The 17,266-nt window shown below is 70.4% G+C and carries 11 protein-coding genes; 5 read left to right on the top strand and 6 right to left on the bottom strand.

What is annotated here, in order from left to right:
* Positions 1-9: 9 nt before the first annotated feature.
* Genes SH922_RS11285 through SH922_RS11275 form a run of 3 tightly spaced genes read right to left on the bottom strand, consistent with a single transcriptional unit; the run spans position 10 to position 3,673 of the window.
* Positions 10-1,338, bottom strand: coding sequence for a M20/M25/M40 family metallo-hydrolase (locus SH922_RS11285; protein WP_393057504.1), 1,329 nt, complete (start codon positions 1,336-1,338; stop codon positions 10-12).
* A complete protein-coding gene (locus SH922_RS11280) occupies positions 1,335-2,720 on the bottom strand; it encodes a cytosine permease (RefSeq protein ID WP_393057502.1) in 1,386 nt (461 codons plus the stop codon). Before SH922_RS11280 ends, SH922_RS11285 begins: the two co-directional genes overlap by 4 nt.
* Positions 2,720-3,673: a DUF1177 domain-containing protein gene (locus SH922_RS11275; RefSeq protein ID WP_393057500.1), complete on the bottom strand. Its 954-nt coding sequence runs from the start codon at positions 3,671-3,673 to the stop codon at positions 2,720-2,722. The genes SH922_RS11280 and SH922_RS11275 overlap by 1 nt, the downstream gene beginning before the upstream one ends.
* A 153-nt stretch (positions 3,674-3,826) precedes the next feature.
* Here SH922_RS11275 and SH922_RS11270 point away from each other — a divergent pair, with 153 nt between their 5' ends.
* Both SH922_RS11270 and pepE read left to right on the top strand, forming a co-directional pair.
* Entirely contained in the window at positions 3,827-4,654 is an 828-nt protein-coding gene (locus SH922_RS11270; RefSeq protein WP_393057498.1) for an IclR family transcriptional regulator, read from the top strand.
* Positions 4,655-4,713: 59 nt separating this feature from the next.
* Positions 4,714-5,442 (top strand): dipeptidase PepE, encoded by a 729-nt coding sequence (gene pepE, locus SH922_RS11265; protein WP_393057496.1) that lies wholly within the window; start codon positions 4,714-4,716, stop codon positions 5,440-5,442.
* Here pepE and SH922_RS11260 read toward each other — a convergent pair.
* A complete protein-coding gene (locus SH922_RS11260; protein ID WP_393057494.1) occupies positions 5,405-7,216 on the bottom strand; it encodes an MFS transporter in 1,812 nt (603 codons plus the stop codon). The genes pepE and SH922_RS11260 overlap by 38 nt on opposite strands.
* Before the next feature lie 270 nt (positions 7,217-7,486).
* On the opposite strand from SH922_RS11260, the gene SH922_RS11255 reads away from it, so the two are divergent.
* The 3 genes from SH922_RS11255 (at position 7,487) to SH922_RS11245 (ending at position 12,396) form a co-directional block, all read left to right on the top strand.
* Positions 7,487-9,670 carry an acyl-CoA dehydrogenase gene (locus SH922_RS11255; RefSeq protein ID WP_393057492.1) on the top strand — a complete coding sequence of 728 codons (2,184 nt, stop codon included), beginning with the start codon at positions 7,487-7,489 and terminating at the stop codon, positions 9,668-9,670.
* 11 nt (positions 9,671-9,681) lie between these two features.
* Positions 9,682-10,878: a lipid-transfer protein gene (locus tag SH922_RS11250; RefSeq protein ID WP_393057490.1), complete on the top strand. Its 1,197-nt coding sequence runs from the start codon at positions 9,682-9,684 to the stop codon at positions 10,876-10,878.
* 87 nt (positions 10,879-10,965) lie between these two features.
* Entirely contained in the window at positions 10,966-12,396 is a 1,431-nt protein-coding gene (locus SH922_RS11245; RefSeq protein WP_393057488.1) for an MFS transporter, read from the top strand.
* Positions 12,397-12,414: 18 nt separating this feature from the next.
* Here the strand turns inward: SH922_RS11245 and SH922_RS11240 are convergent, their stop codons facing one another.
* Complete coding sequence (locus SH922_RS11240; protein ID WP_393063528.1) at positions 12,415-13,047, bottom strand: response regulator; 633 nt, start codon at positions 13,045-13,047, stop codon at positions 12,415-12,417.
* 147 nt (positions 13,048-13,194) lie between these two features.
* Positions 13,195-16,662 carry a DNRLRE domain-containing protein gene (locus tag SH922_RS11235; RefSeq protein WP_393057486.1) on the bottom strand — a complete coding sequence of 1,156 codons (3,468 nt, stop codon included), beginning with the start codon at positions 16,660-16,662 and terminating at the stop codon, positions 13,195-13,197.
* Positions 16,663-17,266 lie beyond the last annotated feature (604 nt).

Genomic DNA, 17,266 nt, shown 5'->3' with positions numbered 1-17,266 from the left:
CGGGACGGTTCAGCAGCTCTGCCAGAGCCGGGTCATGACGCGGACGCCGAAGCGCAGTCCCTCCAGCGGGACGCGCTCGTCCACGCCGTGGAAGAGCCGGCCGTAGTCCAGGTCGTGCGGGAGCTTCAGCCCCTTGAAGCCGAAGCAGCGGATGCCCAGGTGGGTGAAGGCCTTGGCATCGGTGCCGCCGGGGTTGCAGTACGGCACGGGGTGGCCGTCCGGGTCCTCGGCGCGCACCGCGTCGCACATGGCGTCGACGAGCGGGCCGTCGAACGTCGTCTCCATCGCGATGTCGTGGTTGACCCAATCGCGGGTGACCGAGGGGAGCAGCAGCCTGTCGATCGTGTCGATCAGCTCCTGCTCGTGGCCGGGCAGGAAGCGGCCGTCGACGCGGGCGGTGGCCTTCCCGGGGATGACGTTGGTCTGGTAGCCGGCGTTGAACATGGTGGGGTTCGCCGAGTTGCGCAGGACCACCTGCATGAAGTCGGAGACCGGCCCCAGCCTGGCGAGTGTGCCCTCGATGTCGTTCTCGTCGAACTCGACACCGTAGAGCCGGGCGGCTTCCTCGAGCAGTGCGCGGACCGGTTCGATCAGCCGGATCGGGAAGGTCTCGCGGCCGATCCGGGTCAGCGACTCGGCGAGGTCGGTGACCGCGTTCTCGTCGTTGGGGGACGAGCCGTGGCCGGCCCGGCCGGTCGCGGTGAGCTCCATCCAGGCCATGCCGCGCTGGGCGTTCTCGATCGGGTAGAGGCGACGGGTGTCGTCGATGGCGAAGGAGAACCCGCCGCCCTCGCCGATCGCCTCGGTCACCCCGGCGAACAGTTCCGGGCGGTGCTCGACCAGCCAGTGGGCGCCGAACTTGCCGCCCGCCTCCTCGTCGGCGAGGAAGGCCAGGACCAGATCGCGCGAGGGCTGCGTGCCGGTGCGGGCGAAGTGGCGGGCGGTGGCCAGCATGACGGCCACCGTGTCCTTCATGTCGATCGCACCGCGGCCCCAGAGGTACCCGTCCCGGATCTCGCCGGAGAACGGCGGCACCTGCCACTCGGAGGCGTCGGCGGGCACCACGTCCAGGTGGCCGTGGACCAGCAGGGCGCCGCGTTCCGGATCGCGTCCCGCGATCCGGGCGATGACGCTGGCCCGGCCCGGGGCGGACTCGATGAGCTCGGAGGCGATGCCCACCTCGGCGAGCCGGCCCACCACCCACTCGGCGCTCGCGCGCTCGTTGCTGGTGGGGTTGGAGGTGTCGAACCTGATCAGTTCGGCGCAGAGGTCGATGACCTCGGCCTGGGCCTCGTCGGAGGCCGGGACCAGGGGGGCGGGGTCGGGGGTGGTGCTCATGCTGCTCCCACGGAGGTGGTGGTGCGGGCGGCGGGGGCGGCGTCGTCGTCGTCCAGGGTGGAGGTGCCGTACGGCCTCACCCAGCCCAGCAGGCCGAGGACGCTGTACAGGACGAAGGCGGTGGCCAGCGAGTTCAGGGCCGGGATGCCGCCGTCGTAGAACTTGCCGACACAGAACGCCGCGATCCAGATGGCGATCGACATCGGGACCCAGGTCGGCGAGGACTTGGGCAGGGTCTCGGACTCCCGGGTGTCGTCCAGCGGCTTGCGCATCTTCTTCACGACCCAGTACTCGGCCACGATGATGCCGCCGATCGGCGGGATGGCGACGCCGAGGATCGTGAGGAACTCGGTGAAGTGGGTCATGATCCCGACCGCGGACAGGAGCGTGCCCGCGATGCCGAGGACGATCGTGACGGCGCCACGGTGGACGCGCTTGCCGAAGACGACCTGGAAGAAGTTGACGACGCCGAGCGAGGAGCCGTACAGGTTCCAGTCGTTGATCTTGGCGGTGGACATCAGGACCACGATCACGCCGAAGGCGCCGGAGGTGGAGAGCACGATGTGCGAGACCTCGTTGCTCTTGACCAGGTGGCCCAGGAGCACGCCGGTCATGCCGACGATGTACTCGGAGAGGATCATCGAAGAGGCGCTCTGCAGGAAGACGTGCGAGCCCTTCCTGTTGTAGCGGGTCATCTCCGGGGAGACGATCGCGCCCGTCATGTAGCCGCCCGCGATGGCGGTGGCGGCGACGGCGAGAGGAATCGTTTCGCCGGGCGGCGGCGAGTTGATCAGGTCGCTGAGGGAGTGGTCGTTCAGCGTGGTGATGACGGACCAGGCGACCATGGCGAAGAAGAGCGGAGTGACGATCTTCGCGAAGTTGGCCATGTACTTGAAGCCGAAGATCACCAGGGCGGTGATGGCGATGCCCGCGAGCACGCACCACATCCAGGACGGGCCGCCGACCAGCGCCGAGACGCTGTTGCCGAAGATCGTGTTCTGGACGCCGAACCAGCCGACCAGGCTGACCGCGATGACGAAGCTGACCAGGGCGGAGCCGTTGCGGCCGAAGCCCACCCAACGGGTCAGCATCGGGGTCGCGAGACCCTCGCGCATGCCGGCCAGGCCGATCGCGAAGATCACGACCTCCAGGATCACCGCGCCGAGCGTGAAGGCGAGGAAGGCGTCGCCGAAGGTCATGCCGACGCCGATGGTGGCGCCGAGCGTGAACTGCGAGATCGAACCGGACTGGGCCAGCCACTGGAGCAGCATGGACCAGAAGCCGAACCGCTTGTCGCGCGGGACGCGCGAGAGCGAGTAGTCGTCGCTGCCGATGCTCTTGGTCTCGTGGACCACGGCGCCGGCCTGCGGGGCGGCTGCCATCAGGACTCCTGGGGGGTGCGGCCGAAGGTCTGCAGGTGAGCCAGCGACCCGTAGCGGTTGACGAGGTTGTCGAACTCCACCGAGTCGTGGAAGTCCAGGTGGCCGCCGCCGTAGGCCTTGGCGACCTCCACGGCGTAGCGGGCGGCGGACGCGATGTCGCTCTCGTGACTCGCGCCTGTGCCGCAGCCCGGCACTGCGGCGGCCGAGGTGATGGCCAGCCCGACGACGGGAGCGGCCGTCGCAGTGGAGGGCTGAAGGATCGAATTGATGTGGTGTGCCCCATTACCGTACGGGGTGATGTCCTGGGTGGTCACGGGGTACGTAACCAAGGGCTCACCGGTCACCACGGCCAGCAGCTCGCCGAGCTGCTCGCTGACGCGGAGCACCCAGCCCTCCTTGACGGTGGGCGACAGGGCGAGGCCCTTGTGGTTGATGATCCGGTTGCCCTTGGTGGTGTCGATGGAGAGCACGGCCTCCATCTCGCCGGTCACCTCGTGCCGGTTCATGGTGGCGATGTCCACGGGCGAACCCATGAACGGCACCGGGTCGTGCGGCTCGGTCGGCGCGTTCGGGCAGATGTGCGTGGCGACGATCACATCGCCGGGCAGCACGTCGCCGCGGCGGCGCATGTCCAGCAGCTTCGCGGCGGTGGCGACGGCCGAGACCGCGCCGTCGGCGTCGGAGACCAGGCCGGTCACCTCGGGCCGGGCGCCGATGCCGCCGAGCCGGCCGACGACGCCCAGCGTGCGGGCGTCGCCCCCGGCCGTACGTCCTCGGGAGCCGGGGATGCGGACCATCACGAAGTCCGTCGAACCCTGCTCGCCGGCGACCGTGGTGACCTCCGCGGACGAGCCCTCGGCCCCCGCCGCGGAGTCGAGGTACTCGACGACCGTCTTGCCATTCACCTGGGGATCGTCGAGGAGATCGACGATGTCCAGTACGTACTTCAACATGGGGGGCCTTTCTCGCGCATCCGTCACACCCGTCCGGCACCCGGCAGGGAGTGGGGCGCCGGACGGGGTGCTGAGAGCAGATTCGGGATCGGATAGCGTTGAGCGCAACCATTTCCCGTTATTTGCAACTCAGGTCTGAATGGTGAGATCACGATGGCGGACTTCGATCTGGACCGGCGCACCCCCGCCGGAGCCCTGCAAACCGTCGACCGGGCACTCCTCGTGCTGCTCGCGTTCGAGCGGACCAGACCCGACTGGGGCGTCACCGAGGTCGCCGAGGAGTTCGGCTGGGACACCTCGGTGGCCCAGAGGCTGCTCGCCACTCTCGCGGGGCGCGGCTTCCTGGTCTCCGACCCGGCCACCCGCCGCTACCGCATCGGCCCCGCCGTGCTGCGCCTGGGCCGGCTCTGGGAGCGCTCCGGCTCGCTGGAGCTCCTGGCCGGACCGGTCCTGGAGGAGCTGCGCCGGGTCACCGGCGACACCGTCCTCTTCTGCCTGCCGGACAGCTTCCACATGCGGTGCGTGGCGGCCGAGGAGGGCGAGACCGGGCCGCTGCGCTACTACCCGCTGGTCGGTGAGCTCTACCCGGCGCACGCCGGGGCGACCAGCAAGTCGTTCTACGCCTATCTGCCGGACGAGCAGCGCCACCGGCTCTTCCGGGGGCGCCCGATGGCCCGGTTCACCGACCGGACCGTCACCGATCCGGACCTGCTGGAGCAGGAGTTCCTGAAGGTCCGCGCCCAGGGGTACGCCTGGACGGTCGGCGAGTACGACACCGGCGTCGCGACCGTCGCCGTACCGGTCTTCCTCGGCCGCGAACCGTACGGAAGCCTCAGCCTGGGCGGCGCCGAGGAGCGGTTCCAGGGGGCGCCGGAGAACCGTCTCGACGCACTGCGGCAGGCCGCCGAACTGCTGGAGAAGCGCCTCACCCACCCGCCGCAGCGCCCGAAGCCCAAGGCCCGCCGTACACGGACCGCCTGACCCGGGGCCAGGCCCCACGCCCGCACGACCTGACCCGAAGACAACCCAAGAGGAACCCCGTGAATCTGCTCCTGCTCTCCAACTCCACCCAGCACGGCTGCGGTTACCTGGAACACGCCCTCGACACGGTCGCCGCCTTCCTGCCCTCCGGCGCCCGGCTGGCCTTCGTGCCCTACGCGCTCGCCGACTACACCACGTACACCGCGCGCGTCCGGGATGCCCTGGAGCCGGCCGGGATCAGCGTCCGAGGCGTCCACGAGAACGCCGACCCGGTCGCCGAACTCGCCGCATCCGACGCCGTGTTCATCGGCGGCGGCAACTCCTTCCGGCTGCTGAGCGCCCTCTGCCGGACCGGACTGCGCGAGGCCGTGACCGAGGCGGTGCGCGCGGGGCTCCCCTACATGGGGGCCAGTGCGGGGACGAACATGGCGGCGCCCACCCTCCGTACGACCAACGACATGCCCATCGTGCAGCCGCCGTCCTTCGAGACACTCGGCCTCGTCCCGTTCCAGATCAACCCGCACTACCTGGACCCGGACCCGGACAGCACCCACAAGGGCGAGACCCGCGAGGAGCGGCTCACGGAGTTCCTGGAGGAGAACGACGTACCGGTGCTCGGCCTGCGCGAAGGATCGTGGCTACGGGTCAACGGGCGCCAGGCCCGGGTCCAGGGCGCCCGCCCCGCCCGGCTGTTCACCCGCGGCGCGCAGCCGCAGGAGCTCCCGGTGGGGACGGACGTCTCTCATCTGCTCACGACCGCACCCCGGTTCGACGTGCCGGTGCGCTGAGCGTCAGCACCAGGTCGGTCTCGGTCCGCGGCCCGTCCGCCGGGTACGACGCGGGGCGGGCCCGCGGCGCGTATCCGGCGGCCGATCCGGCCAGGACGAAGCTGCCGTTGCCGGGGGCGGCGAGCGCGTAGCGGCCCTGCGCGTCCGTCGTGGTGAGCCCGGCCTGCCGGCCGTGCCGGTCGATCAGGGTCACATTGGCCCCGGCCACCGGCGTCCCGTCCGCCTCCAGCACGCGGCCGCGGAAGCCGTCGGAGCCGGCGAACGGGTGCGGGACGGCGGGGAGCGGGTGACCGGCCTCGCGCGCGGCGGCGTCGCCCGCGCTGCTCGCCAGCAGCACCGGTGCGCCGGCCTTCCGCTGCGACGGCAGGAACGCCGCCAGCACGAGACCGACCAGCACCGCACCCGTCGCGATCATGAACGAGGTCCGGAACCCCTCCATGCTGGGCACCGCGACCGGACCCATCTGCACCGAGGTGTTCGCCAGCACCATGCCGATCACCGCGCTCGACACCGAGGTGCCGATCGAGCGCATCAGGGTGTTCAGCCCGTTGGCCGCACCCGTCTCGGAGGCGTCGACGGCCCCGATGATCAGCGCGGGCAGCGAGGAGTACGCGAGCCCGATGCCGGCCCCGAGCAGCACCGCGATGACGATGGTCTGCCAGGCGGCGCTCATCAGGCCGAGCCCGGCTCCGTAGCCGATCGCGATGACCAGCATGCCGAGCATCAGCGTCATCTTGGGGCCGTACCGGGCGGAGATCCGGGCGTACAGCGGGGCGACGAACATCATCGTCAGGCCGAGCGGGGCCACGCACAGTCCGGCGACCACCATGGACTGGCCCAGCCCGTAACCGGTGGACGTCGGTAGCTGGAGCAGCTGCGGAAGGACCAGCGAGACGGCGTAGAAGGCGACCCCGACCATGATCGAGGCGAGGTTGGTGAGCAGTACCTCGCGCCGGGCCGTGGTCCGCAGGTCGACCAGCGGCGCGTCGCTCCGCAGCTCGAAGACGCCCCACAGTACGAGGACCACCAGGGCGGCGGCGATCAGGCCGAGCGTGGTGCCCGAGGTCCAGCCCCAGTCGCTGCCCTTGGTGATCGGCAGCAGCAGGAGGACCAGGCCGAGCGAGAGGCCGAGCGCCCCGGTGACGTCGAACCGTCCGGGAGCGCGCAGCGAGGTCTCCGGCACCGCGAGCACGGTCAGCCCCATGGCCAGGACGCCGAGACCGGCCGAACCGAAGAAGAGGGTGTGCCAGTCGGCGTGCTGGGCGACCAGTGCGGCGGCGGGCAGCGCGAGTCCGCCGCCCACCCCGATCGAGGAACTCATCAGGGCCATCGCGGAGCCGAGCTTCTCGCGCGGCAGCTCGTCCCGCATGATGCCGATGCCCAGGGGGATGGCGCCCATGGCGAAGCCCTGGAGCGCACGGCCCACGATCATGATCACGAGATCGTCGGTGAACGCGCAGATCAGCGAACCGACCACCATGACGGCGAGGCTGGCCAGCAGCATCCTGCGCTTGCCGTAGAGGTCACCGAGCCGCCCCATGATCGGGGTGGCGACGGCGCCGGCGAGCAGGGTGGCGGTCATGACCCAGGTCGCGTTGGACGGGTCGGTGTCCAGGAGGGTGGGCAGGTCCTTGATGACGGGGACGAGCAGGGTCTGCATCACCGCGACGGTGATGCCCGCGAAGGCGAGCACGGGGACGATCCCGCGGCCCGTCTTCGATGTCCGCGGATCAGGAAGTTCCGAGGCGGGCTGTTCGTGCGTCGTCTGTGGCATGCGTGCGGCCTCCGGGCAGCGGAAGAGGAGGGGTGGGGCGGGAGCGCGGTCCCTGCGGCGGACAGCGCTGACCGCCAAGTGCGTGCAGGGTGCAACCTTCCGGACGCCCGGGGTATTCCGGTGAACGGGGCAAGAACTGGTCAAGGCGGCCTGCCCCGGCCTGCCCGGTTTCCGGCCCGGTCGCAAGTGTGTACTCGTCTGACCTTCCGTCAGATTGGAACGTGTTCTACTCTTGCGCCGTTCCAGTGGCTGCGACCGGCGAGGATCCGCATGGGCATCGGAATCACCGAAGAACACAGGGAGCTCGCACAGGCCGTGCGGGGATGGCTGGCACGTGCCGTTCCGCCCGGGGAAATCCGCAAACTGCTCGACGCGGACACCCCCGCCGCCCCCGGCGCACGCCCCGCGTACTGGGACGGGCTCGCGGAACAGGGGCTGCTCGGCATCCATCTGCCCGAGGCGTACGGGGGCGGGGGCGGCGACCTCCTCGACCTGGCCGTCGTCCTCGAAGAGGCCGGCCGCGCCGCACTGCCGGGCCCCTACCTGGCGAGCGCCCTCGCCTCCGCCGTGCTGCACGCCGCGGGCGCCGGTGAGCTGGTGCGCGAACTGGCGGCCGGCACGCGCATCGGGGCCGTCGCCCTCGCCCCCGGCACTCTCACCGCAGTCGAGCGAGAGGACGGCCACCTCCTCGACGGTGAACTCCCGCCCGTCCTCTCCGGCGCCGAGGCCGACCTGCTCCTGCTGCCCGCCGCCTCCGCCACCGGCCTGCGCTGGTTCGCCGTCGACACCGCCGCGCAGGGCCTGACCGTGCGCCCGCACCGCAGCGCCGACCCCACCCGGCCCACCGCCGCGGTCCGCGCCGACGGGGTCCTGGCTTCCGCTGAACGCGCCCTGCGCACCGGCGTCGGCCTCGTCCGCGACCTCGCAGCCGTCCTCCTGGCCGCCGAGGCCTGCGGGACCGCGGCCCGCTGCCTGGACACCGCCACCGAACACGCCAAGGTCCGCGAACAGTTCGGCCGCCCCATCGGGCAGTTCCAGGGCGTCAAGCACCTGTGCGCCGACATGCTCGTACGCGTCGAACAGGCCCGCGCGCTGGCCTGGGACGCCGCCCGCGCGGCCGGTGAGCCCCGTCAGCCCGATGAAGTGCGCGGCCTGGCCGCCGCGCTCGCCGCGGCGACCGCCCTGGACGCCGCGTACAGCTGCGCCAAGGACACCATCCAGATCCTCGGCGGAATCGGCTTCACCTGGGAGCACGACGCCCATCTGTATCTGCGCCGCGCCCTGGTGGCGCGGCAGCTGCTGGGCGCCGCGGACGACCACCGGCAGCGAGCCGTCCGCCTGGCCGGAGGCGGTGCGCGCCGCGAACTCACCCTCGAACTCCCGGCGCACGCGGCAGGGCACCGCTCGGCGGCCCGCGACGCCCTCGCCGCCGCCCGCGGCCTCGACCCGAGAGCCGCCCGCCGCGCCCTCGCCCCCACCGGCTACGCGGCCCCCCATCTGCCCGCGCCCTACGGACTGGGCGCCGGGCCCGTACAACAACTCGCCGTGCAACAGGAGTTGCGCGAGCAGGGCGTGAAGCTGAGCGATCTGGGGATCGCCACCTGGGTGGTGCCCTCCCTCATCGCGCACGGAACCCCCGAGCAGCAGGACCGCTACCTCCTGCCCACGCTGCGTGGCGAACTCCTCTGGTGCCAGCTGTTCTCCGAACCCGGAGCCGGCTCCGACCTCGCCTCGCTGCGCACCCGGGCCGAACGGACCCCCGAGGGCTGGCGGATCAACGGCCAGAAGGTGTGGACGAGCGCCGCCCAGTGGGCCGACCACGGGATCCTGCTCGCCAGGACCGACCCGGACGCCCCCAAGCACCAGGGGCTCGGCTACTTCCTCGTGGACATGAAGAACACCGAGGGCATCGACATCCGCCCGCTGAAGGAGATCACCGGCGACTCCCTCTTCAACGAGGTGTACTTCGACGACGTCCTGCTGCCCGAGGACGCCCTCGTCGGCGAGGCCGGCGGCGGCTGGCGGGTCGCCCGCAACACCCTGGGCAACGAACGCGTCCACATGGCCGACCAGCTGACCTTCGACACCGGTCTGGAAGCCCTGATCGAACGTGCCGAAGGAGTCGACGGCGCCTGCCGGGCCCGGATCGGGGCACTCGCCGCCGAGGCGCACGCGCTGGCCTGCATCGGACTGCGCACCACGCTCCAGCAGGTCTCCGGGCTGGAACCGGGCGCGGGAGCCTCCGTGCGCAAGCTCGTCCAGACCGCCCACCAGCAGAAGGTCGCCGAACTCGCCCTCGAACTCCTGGGCCCGGACGGGGCGGTGTGCGAAGGAGCGGGGGAGCGGGCGGTGCACGGCTTCCTGATGTCCCGCTGCCTCACCATCGCGGGCGGCACCACCCAGGTTCAGCTCAATGTCGTAGCCGAGCGCATCCTCGGCCTCCCCCGGGACTGAGAGGACACGATATGAAGGCATACATAGTCGGCGTCGGGATGACGAAGTTCGAGAAGCCCGAGACCCGCGACTGGCAGTACTGGGACATGGTCCGGGAGGCCGGGACCGCGGCGCTCGCGGATGCCTCGGTCGCGTACGAGGACATCCAGCAGGCCGCCGTCGGCTACTGCTTCCAGGCCTCCACCGCCGGACAGCGCGCGGTCTACGAGCTCGGACTGACCGGTGTGCCCGTCTACAACGTCAACAACAACTGTGCCACCGGCTCCACCGCCCTGATGATGGCGCGCCAGTTCGTCGAGGGCGGCGGCAGCGACTGTGTCCTGGCGCTCGGCTTCGAGAAGATGGCGCGCGGATCGCTCGGCGGCGGCGGGTCCGACGGCGGCGCGGGCGACTTCAAGACGTCCCCGGTGGCCCGGCACTACGGGATCATGGCCGCCGCGCACGGCTTCGAGATGACCCCGCCCACCGCGCAGATCTTCGGCAACGCCGCCCGGGAGCACATGGAGCGGTACGGCACCACGGAGGCGCAGCTCGCCGCCGTCGCGGCCAAGAACCACCGCCACTCGGCCGGCAATCCGTACGCCCAGTTCCAGGAGCCGTACACGGTCGACGAGGTCCTCGCCGCCAAACCCATCCACCACCCCCTGACCCGCCTCCAGTGCTCACCGACCTCCGACGGGGCGGCAGCGGCCGTCGTCGTCTCGGAACGCTTCGTCGAGCAGCACGGCCTCGGTGACCGGGCCGTCGAGATCGCCGCCCAGGCCATGACGACCGACACCGAGGCCTCCTTCGCCTCCGGGACCTGCATCGACGCGGTCGGGCTGCCCATGTCGCGGGACGCGGCCCGCCAGGTGTACGAGGCCTCCGGGCTCTCGGCCGCCGACCTCGACGTCATCGAGCTCCACGACTGCTTCTCCATCAACGAACTCCTCACCTACGAGGCGCTCGGACTGTGCGGCGAGGGCGAGTCCGGGGCGCTCGTCGAGTCCGGCGCCACCACCTACGGCGGCCGCTGGGTGGTCAACCCGTCGGGCGGGCTGATCTCCAAGGGCCACCCCCTCGGCGCCACCGGAATCGCCCAGGCCGCCGAACTCACCTGGCAGCTCAGGGGCGAGGCGGGGGCCCGTCAGGTGCCGGACGCCCGGACCGGGCTCGCCCACAACATCGGGCTCGGCGGAGCGGCGGTGGTGACACTCCTGCGCCGCTGAGCGCCAGGGCGAGCCCGGTCCTACGCCGCTGGACCGAGGCCGGTACGGCCTGGAAACCGATGTACGGGGCACGGGGCGGCTGCGAGTATGACGTTCATGGTTGACGTCTCGACGCCCACACGCCGTAGCGGCGGCACCCGGACCCGTACCTGGGCCGTCGTGCTCGCCGCCTGTACCGGTCAGTTCCTCGTCGTGCTCGATGTGTCCGTCGTCAATGTGGCGCTCCCGTCCATGCGTACCGATCTGGGGCTGAGTGCCGCGGGACTGCAATGGGTGCTCAACGCGTACTCGATCGCGTTCGCCGGATTCATGCTGCTCGGCGGGCGGGCCGCAGACCTCTACGGACGCAAGCGGATGTTCCTCGTCGGCCTCGGCCTGTTCACCGCCGCCTCCCTCGCCGGAGGACTCGCCCAGGAGGGCTGGCAACTACTCGCTGCCCGCGCCGCCCAGGGGCTCGGCGCCGCGGTGCTCGCCCCGGCGACCCTCACCCTGCTCACTGCGGCCGTCCCCGAGGGGCCCGCCAGGACCAAGGCCATCGGCACCTGGATGGCCGTCGGCGCGGGCGGCGGTGCGGCCGGCGGACTGATCGGCGGGGTGCTCACCGACGCCCTGTCCTGGCGGTGGGTCCTGCTCATCAACGTGCCCGTCGGCGTGCTCGTCCTGATCGGCGCCGCGCTGTGGCTCGCCGAGGGCCGGGCCGGTGGGCGAAGCCGCATCGACCTCCTGGGCGCGTTGCTCGTCACGGCGGGTCTGGCCTCGGTCGCGTACGGCATCGTGCAGACCGAGGAATCGGGCTGGACCGCGGCCGCGACCCTGGTGCCGCTGCTGGGCGGACTGGCGCTGCTCGCCCTGTTCGTCCTGGTGGAGGCCCGGACAGCGAAGCCGCTGATGCCGCTGCGGGTGCTCGGGGCGCGGGCGGTGGCGTCGGCGAACGTGGCGATGTTCGTGATCGGCTCGGCCACGTTCTCGATGTGGTACTTCATGACCGTGTACGCGCAGAACGTGCTGGGCTACTCCGCGCTGGAGGCCGGACTCGCCCTGATCCCCACCTCGGTGGCCATCGTGATCGGCTCCAAGTGTGCGCCGCGGCTGATGGTACGCACCGGGGCGAAGAACCTGGCGCTGATCGGCACGGCCGTCGCCGCCGCGGGCTTCGGCTGGCAGTCCGCGATGACGGCCGACGGCTCGTACCTCACGGCGGTCTGCCTGCCCGGCGTGCTGATGATGGCCGGCACCGGTCTCGCGGCCACCCCGCTCGCCACCCTCGCCATCTCCGGCGCGGCCCCCGGCGAGGCCGGCCTGGTGTCCGGCCTCGTCAACACCTCCCGCACGATGGGCGGTGCACTCGGCCTGGCCGTACTCTCCACGGTCGCAGCGGCCCGCACGGAAGGATCCACGAACCCGGTCGAGCTCACGGCCGGCTACGCCCTGGCCTTCCGGACGGCGGGCGCGGTACTGCTCGGCGGGCTGCTGCTGATGATCCTCTGGCTGCCGCGCCACGGATCGGCCCGGGACTGAGACCGGTACGCCACACTCTCAGAGCCACCCCTGCTGCCGGGCCGCCCGGACCGCCTCCATCCGGTTGCGCGTGCCTGTCTTCCCGATCGCCGCGGACAGGTAGTTGCGGACGGTGGACTCCGACAGGTGCAGCTTCAGCGCGATGTCCGCGACCGTCGCCCCGTCCACCGAGGCGACCAGCGCATCGCGCTCCCGAGCGGTCAGCGGACTCGGCCCCGCGCTCAGCGCGGCGGCGGCCAGGGCGGGGTCGATGACGGTCTCGCCGCGCAGCACCCGGCGGATCGCCTCCGCGAGCTCCTCGACCGGGCCGTCCTTCACCAGGAACCCGGCCGCACCTGCCTCCATCGCGCGCCGCAGATAGCCGGGCCGGCCGAAGGTGGTGAGGATCAGGACCCGGCAGTCGGGCACCTCCTCACGAAGGTCGGCGGCCGCGTCCAGGCCGCTGCGGCCCGGGAGTTCGATGTCCAGGAGCGCCACATCGGGCCGCGACGTCAGCGCGGCGCCCACGATCTCGTCGCCCGCGCCCACCTGGGCGACCACCTCGATATCGGGCTCCAGCCCGAGCAGCAGGGCGAGCGCACCGCGCATCATGCCCTGGTCCTCGGCGAGCAGTACCCGTACGGACTTGGTCGGCCGGTGATCCTGCGGCATCTCGTTCACGGGGAACAGAGTATGGCGAGTGCGCTGTTGGACCGGGGCGCGGCTCAGCACACAGCCGCGATCAGTTGCCACGTGCGCGCGAAGGCGCCGTGCCGGTGCGCTTGCGCGGACCGGCACGGCGCGTCGTCAGTGGACGGTTCAGCCGATGGTCTGTCGCGTCTTCCAGTTGGTGTTGGCGCCGATGACCTCGGTTCCGCTGCCGGTGAGGGTCGTCCTGCTCCCGAAGTAGACCCGCACGGACCCGTCGGTCCTCACGGTCCAGATGTCCGGCACACCGTCCCCGTTGGCGTCAGGGGTCCCCATGATGTGCGGGATGCTCGCCCTGTACCAGCCGGAAGCGCCGTACACGGCGTCGACGCCGGTTGCGGAATTGGCGGCGGAGGCCAGGGAGGTGAGGTCCACACCGCCCGTCGGACTCTTGATGCCGGTACGCAGGAGCAGGCGGCCGGACACATCCGTCCGGTACACCAGATCGGTGATGCCGTCGCCCGTGACATCGAGGACGGTGACGATGTCACGCTCCGTCCAGGGGGACGAGCTCAGTCGTGTGGCCTGGGCGACGGTGGCGCCGTTGTATCCGGTCAGCGCCCAGAGCGCGTCTCCCACCCGGAGGAAGAAGTCGGCCTTTCCGTCGCCGGTGGCGTCACCGGCGGACACGATCTGGGTGATGTCCGCAGGATCGGGGGCACCGGCCGGGAGAAGGATCTCCCGACGCTTGTCGGTGTTCACACCGCCGTATCCGTCTCCGGGGTACACCCAGAGCTTCCCCTCGACGCGGACGACCAGGTCCTGGAGGCCGTCGCCGCCGTAGATGTCTCCGTTGTGAGTGATCAGGGACTTGTCGAAGTGCTTCGGGGCCGCCGCGGAGTAGAACGCCTTGCCGTCCCCGCCGTTGGGATCCCGCTCCGGGTTCTCGCGGTAGGCGCCGGCCATGGAGTAGTCCAGATCGCCACTGCCCTTGTTCAGGTCGGTGCTGGTTGCCTGCGAGGGATAGAGGGCCAGCGAGCCGCCGGCGGTGACGGTGAACAGGTCGGGGAGCTTGTCACCGGTGAAGTCGCCCGGGCTGTCGGCCTGGTCGCGGGGGGTGACGTAGAAGAAGTACTTGGTGGGATCCGAGACGTTGCCGGCGCTGTCGACTGTCCGTACATACAGCACGTTCGGACCGGCGGTGGGCGGCTTGGCGTTGCTGATCGTCCCCTTGACGGTGACAGCAGTCCCTGCGGTGCGTGCCAACGTGCCGGTGTAGCTGGCCGAGTTGAACCCGTACTCGTACTTCACGACGTCGGTGCTCAGCGCACGGACGGTGAATGTGCCCGGCGTGCCGAACTTCTTCGTGGACCAGATGGCGTCCTCACCCTGGGTGCTGAAGCCGTTCTCACCGTCGTCGGCGTTGGGGAAGTCCGTCGAGGTGATCTCCGGGGGCCTGGGCGCGGCGGTGTCCAGGACGAACCGGCAGGGGGTGGTCTTGGGGGAGTAGCTGGACGTGGCGCCCTTGTCGTCCAGGGCGCGGGCCCGCCACGAGTACAGCGTGCCGTTCACCAGCTTGCTGGTCGGGAAGCCGGCGGTCGTGCGCCGTGCGGTACCTGTATCTCCGCCCACCGATACCTTTCCGGTCGACTTCAGGAGATCACCCGTGGTGTCCCACTTACCGGTGGGCCAGAGGTCGAAGTCGATGGCATCGAGGTTCTTGTCCTTGTCGGACGCCGTGGCGGTGAAGAAGATCTCGCCCGCTCCCATGCGGATGTACTCCTTGGTGGTGGTGCACTTGGAGTCAGGGCTGAGGTCGAGGGCGGTCGGGGCCTCGGGGCGCCGGTTGTAGACGAGTTCCAACACCGGCGCGTGATCACCGTTGGCGGTGAACTTCTTCCAGGAGTACCGGGAGTTCTCGTCGGTGGCCCGGAGACCGAACGTGATGGTGTCCCAGCCCTTGTCGGCGGCCTTCTGCGCGGCCGACCGGACATTGAACGCCTCGTACGCGTCGCGGCAGCCGGACTTGTATCCGTGGGCGAAGCTGCGTGCCTGGATCTTGTTCCCGTCGTTCAGCTTCGGTGCGTTGTTCCAGTTGGTCTTCGAGCCGATCTCGCTGGTCAGATGCACGCTCATCGGCCGGGCCTGACAGGACCAGGAGTACGTCTCCAGCAGCGTCAGCTTCGCGCTGGAGATCTGAGTGCCTTTGAGGGTCTTGTCGAAATCGATGTTGAAGAAGGAACGCGAGGTGCCCCAGGTGTCCGACTCGAACCCGACGCGGGCCTCGTGGGTACCGCTCTTGTTGAAGCCCTTCCCGTTGTAGAAGGTGGATTTGGGGTGCTTCTTGTAGGCGGTGGTCCAGTTCTGCACGTGCTTCTTGACCGATGGGTCGATGAAGACCGGGAAGACGGTCGCCGGGTCCTCCAGCATCTCCTGGTCGGGCGTCAGAACCCAGTTCGACCCGGCGAGGTCGGCATCCACCAGGGCGCCGTGGGAATCGGGGGAGGGCCCGGCGAGGCCCGGCAGGGAGAGCGTGGCGGCGCTGCCCGGCTGGGTCGGACCGGGGGTCGGTTCGGCCGGTGCCGTGGGCAGAGGGGATTCGGACTCCGCCGGCAGGACCTCGTCGCCGGCGGACGGCAGGATCTCGCCCTCCGGGTCGGTCTGTTCATCGGAATCGACCGCGCCGTCGTCGATCAGCGCGGGACCGCCGGTCTCCGGGGCTGTCGGTTCCGGCGCGAGCGTCACCGGCGCGGTCGGCTGGTCACTCGCGCCGACCTGCCCGTCGGTGACGGCCGGGTGTCCGGCGTTGTCCCACATCAGGGGCGAGGGTGACTCGGCGACCTCGTCGCCGAAAGAGTTCTCCGCTGTGACGATCTTCGACCGCGGATCGAGACGGAACGTCAGATCGGGTGAGGACAGGCCGTAGGACAGCTGCTTCACGCGAGGGTCGGCTGCGGCAGTGCGGTCCTTGACCACCAGAAGCTGCGCGAAGCCGTCGTCGTCCGCGGTCAGCACCAGGTCGGCGCCCGGGAGGATCTCCGGGTACAGGATCTGGTTACCGACGACGACCGGGGTGGGGATCGCTCCGGGCCAGCTGAGCCTGACCTCGTGGTCACCGGTGACGAGTGTTGCCAGCGGGCTGACGACGGGCTCGGCGGCGGGCGGGTGGGCCGGCAGCAGGGGCAGGCGGCGGGGGGCAGTTCTGGACGCGCGGTCTTTGCCCGCGGACGTTCCCGGGGAAAAGACGATGCGGGTGTTGGTGACCTTCGGCTCCCACCCGTCCTTCGTGCGGTGCAGATTCCGGTCGATCGCCTTCCATGCACCGCCGGACTTCGCCCATACCGACGTGGCGTACAGCCGCTTGGCCATCAGGCCGTCGGGCTGGGCGAAGGTGCTGGACGTCGCGGTGCGCAGATCGGTGATCTCGACGTTCTTGCCGGAGTCCCGTGCCAGGCCGCGTGCCTGTTCCTCGGTGAGGGCGGACTTTCCGGCGGCCCGGTTTGTTCGTCCGCCCTCGTCGGCGGGGTCGTTCAGCCCGAAGCCGGCCCAGGTCAGGCCCGACGCGGCGACAGCTGCCGCGCAGACCATGACGACGGACCGCCTGCCCGGCAGTCTGTCTCGATAACGGCGCTGCGACATGGACGGGTTCCCCTCCCCCTCGGCACCGGTGAACGGCGAGCTGCCGACCGGAGTACTGGAAAACCCGGCATACGAATCGAGCACGGACGACGGGCGACCAGATCATGACCTATGCACCGGCTGTCGTCACGCTGTGAACCCGAAGCGAAGGTTCTGCACCCATGCGGGACGAAGGAGGGATCTGACGGGTGCACCGGCTGCCGACGGGGCCACCACGCGGAATCGGGGCAGTAGATCTCCTGACAAACAGGCAGATATCGCGAGTGATTTTGCCCTGGCGGTGGCGAGTGTCCTGCATCGCTTCTTTGTCCTGTGCGCGCGGTTGCGTGCTGATAAAAGGCAGCGAAGGGGTTCCTGATCAGCATGTGGATGTTTCTCCCGAAGTATCGCGTGATGCTTGTCACTTGATCGCTGAATGGTCTGGCCATTTCTCACAACTTCCCCACAGAATCCGGCTGTTCGTGAATGGCATCCATGCGGTCCGACCCTGGTCCCGCTCTGAGTGATCCGGGGGGATCAGACGTGTCCGCGTCGTCGCACACCCGCCAACGCCGTGTCGGTGCACGCCTGCGCCGTGCCGGACTGCCCTCCGTCGGCCTTGCGT

This window comes from Streptomyces sp. LN549 (assembly GCF_043203805.1).
Lineage (GTDB): Bacteria > Actinomycetota > Actinomycetes > Streptomycetales > Streptomycetaceae > Streptomyces.
Note: the sequence above shows the minus strand (reverse complement) of the source record. Positions and strands in the feature narration are given on the sequence as shown.

Bases quoted from the DNA above. Each gene is read 5' to 3' on its own strand.
- SH922_RS11285 (WP_393057504.1), bottom strand. From the start codon at position 1,338: ATGAGCACCACCCCCGACCCCGCCCCCCTGGTCCCGGCCTCCGACGAG.
- SH922_RS11280 (WP_393057502.1), bottom strand. From the start codon at position 2,720: ATGGCAGCCGCCCCGCAGGCCGGCGCCGTGGTCCACGAGACCAAGAGC.
- SH922_RS11275 (WP_393057500.1), bottom strand. From the start codon at position 3,673: ATGTTGAAGTACGTACTGGACATCGTCGATCTCCTCGACGATCCCCAG.
- SH922_RS11270 (WP_393057498.1), top strand. From the start codon at position 3,827: ATGGCGGACTTCGATCTGGACCGGCGCACCCCCGCCGGAGCCCTGCAA.
- SH922_RS11260 (WP_393057494.1), bottom strand. From the start codon at position 7,216: ATGCCACAGACGACGCACGAACAGCCCGCCTCGGAACTTCCTGATCCG.
- SH922_RS11255 (WP_393057492.1), top strand. From the start codon at position 7,487: ATGGGCATCGGAATCACCGAAGAACACAGGGAGCTCGCACAGGCCGTG.
- SH922_RS11250 (WP_393057490.1), top strand. From the start codon at position 9,682: ATGAAGGCATACATAGTCGGCGTCGGGATGACGAAGTTCGAGAAGCCC.
- SH922_RS11245 (WP_393057488.1), top strand. From the start codon at position 10,966: ATGACGTTCATGGTTGACGTCTCGACGCCCACACGCCGTAGCGGCGGC.
- SH922_RS11240 (WP_393063528.1), bottom strand. From the start codon at position 13,047: ATGCCGCAGGATCACCGGCCGACCAAGTCCGTACGGGTACTGCTCGCC.
- SH922_RS11235 (WP_393057486.1), bottom strand. From the start codon at position 16,662: ATGTCGCAGCGCCGTTATCGAGACAGACTGCCGGGCAGGCGGTCCGTC.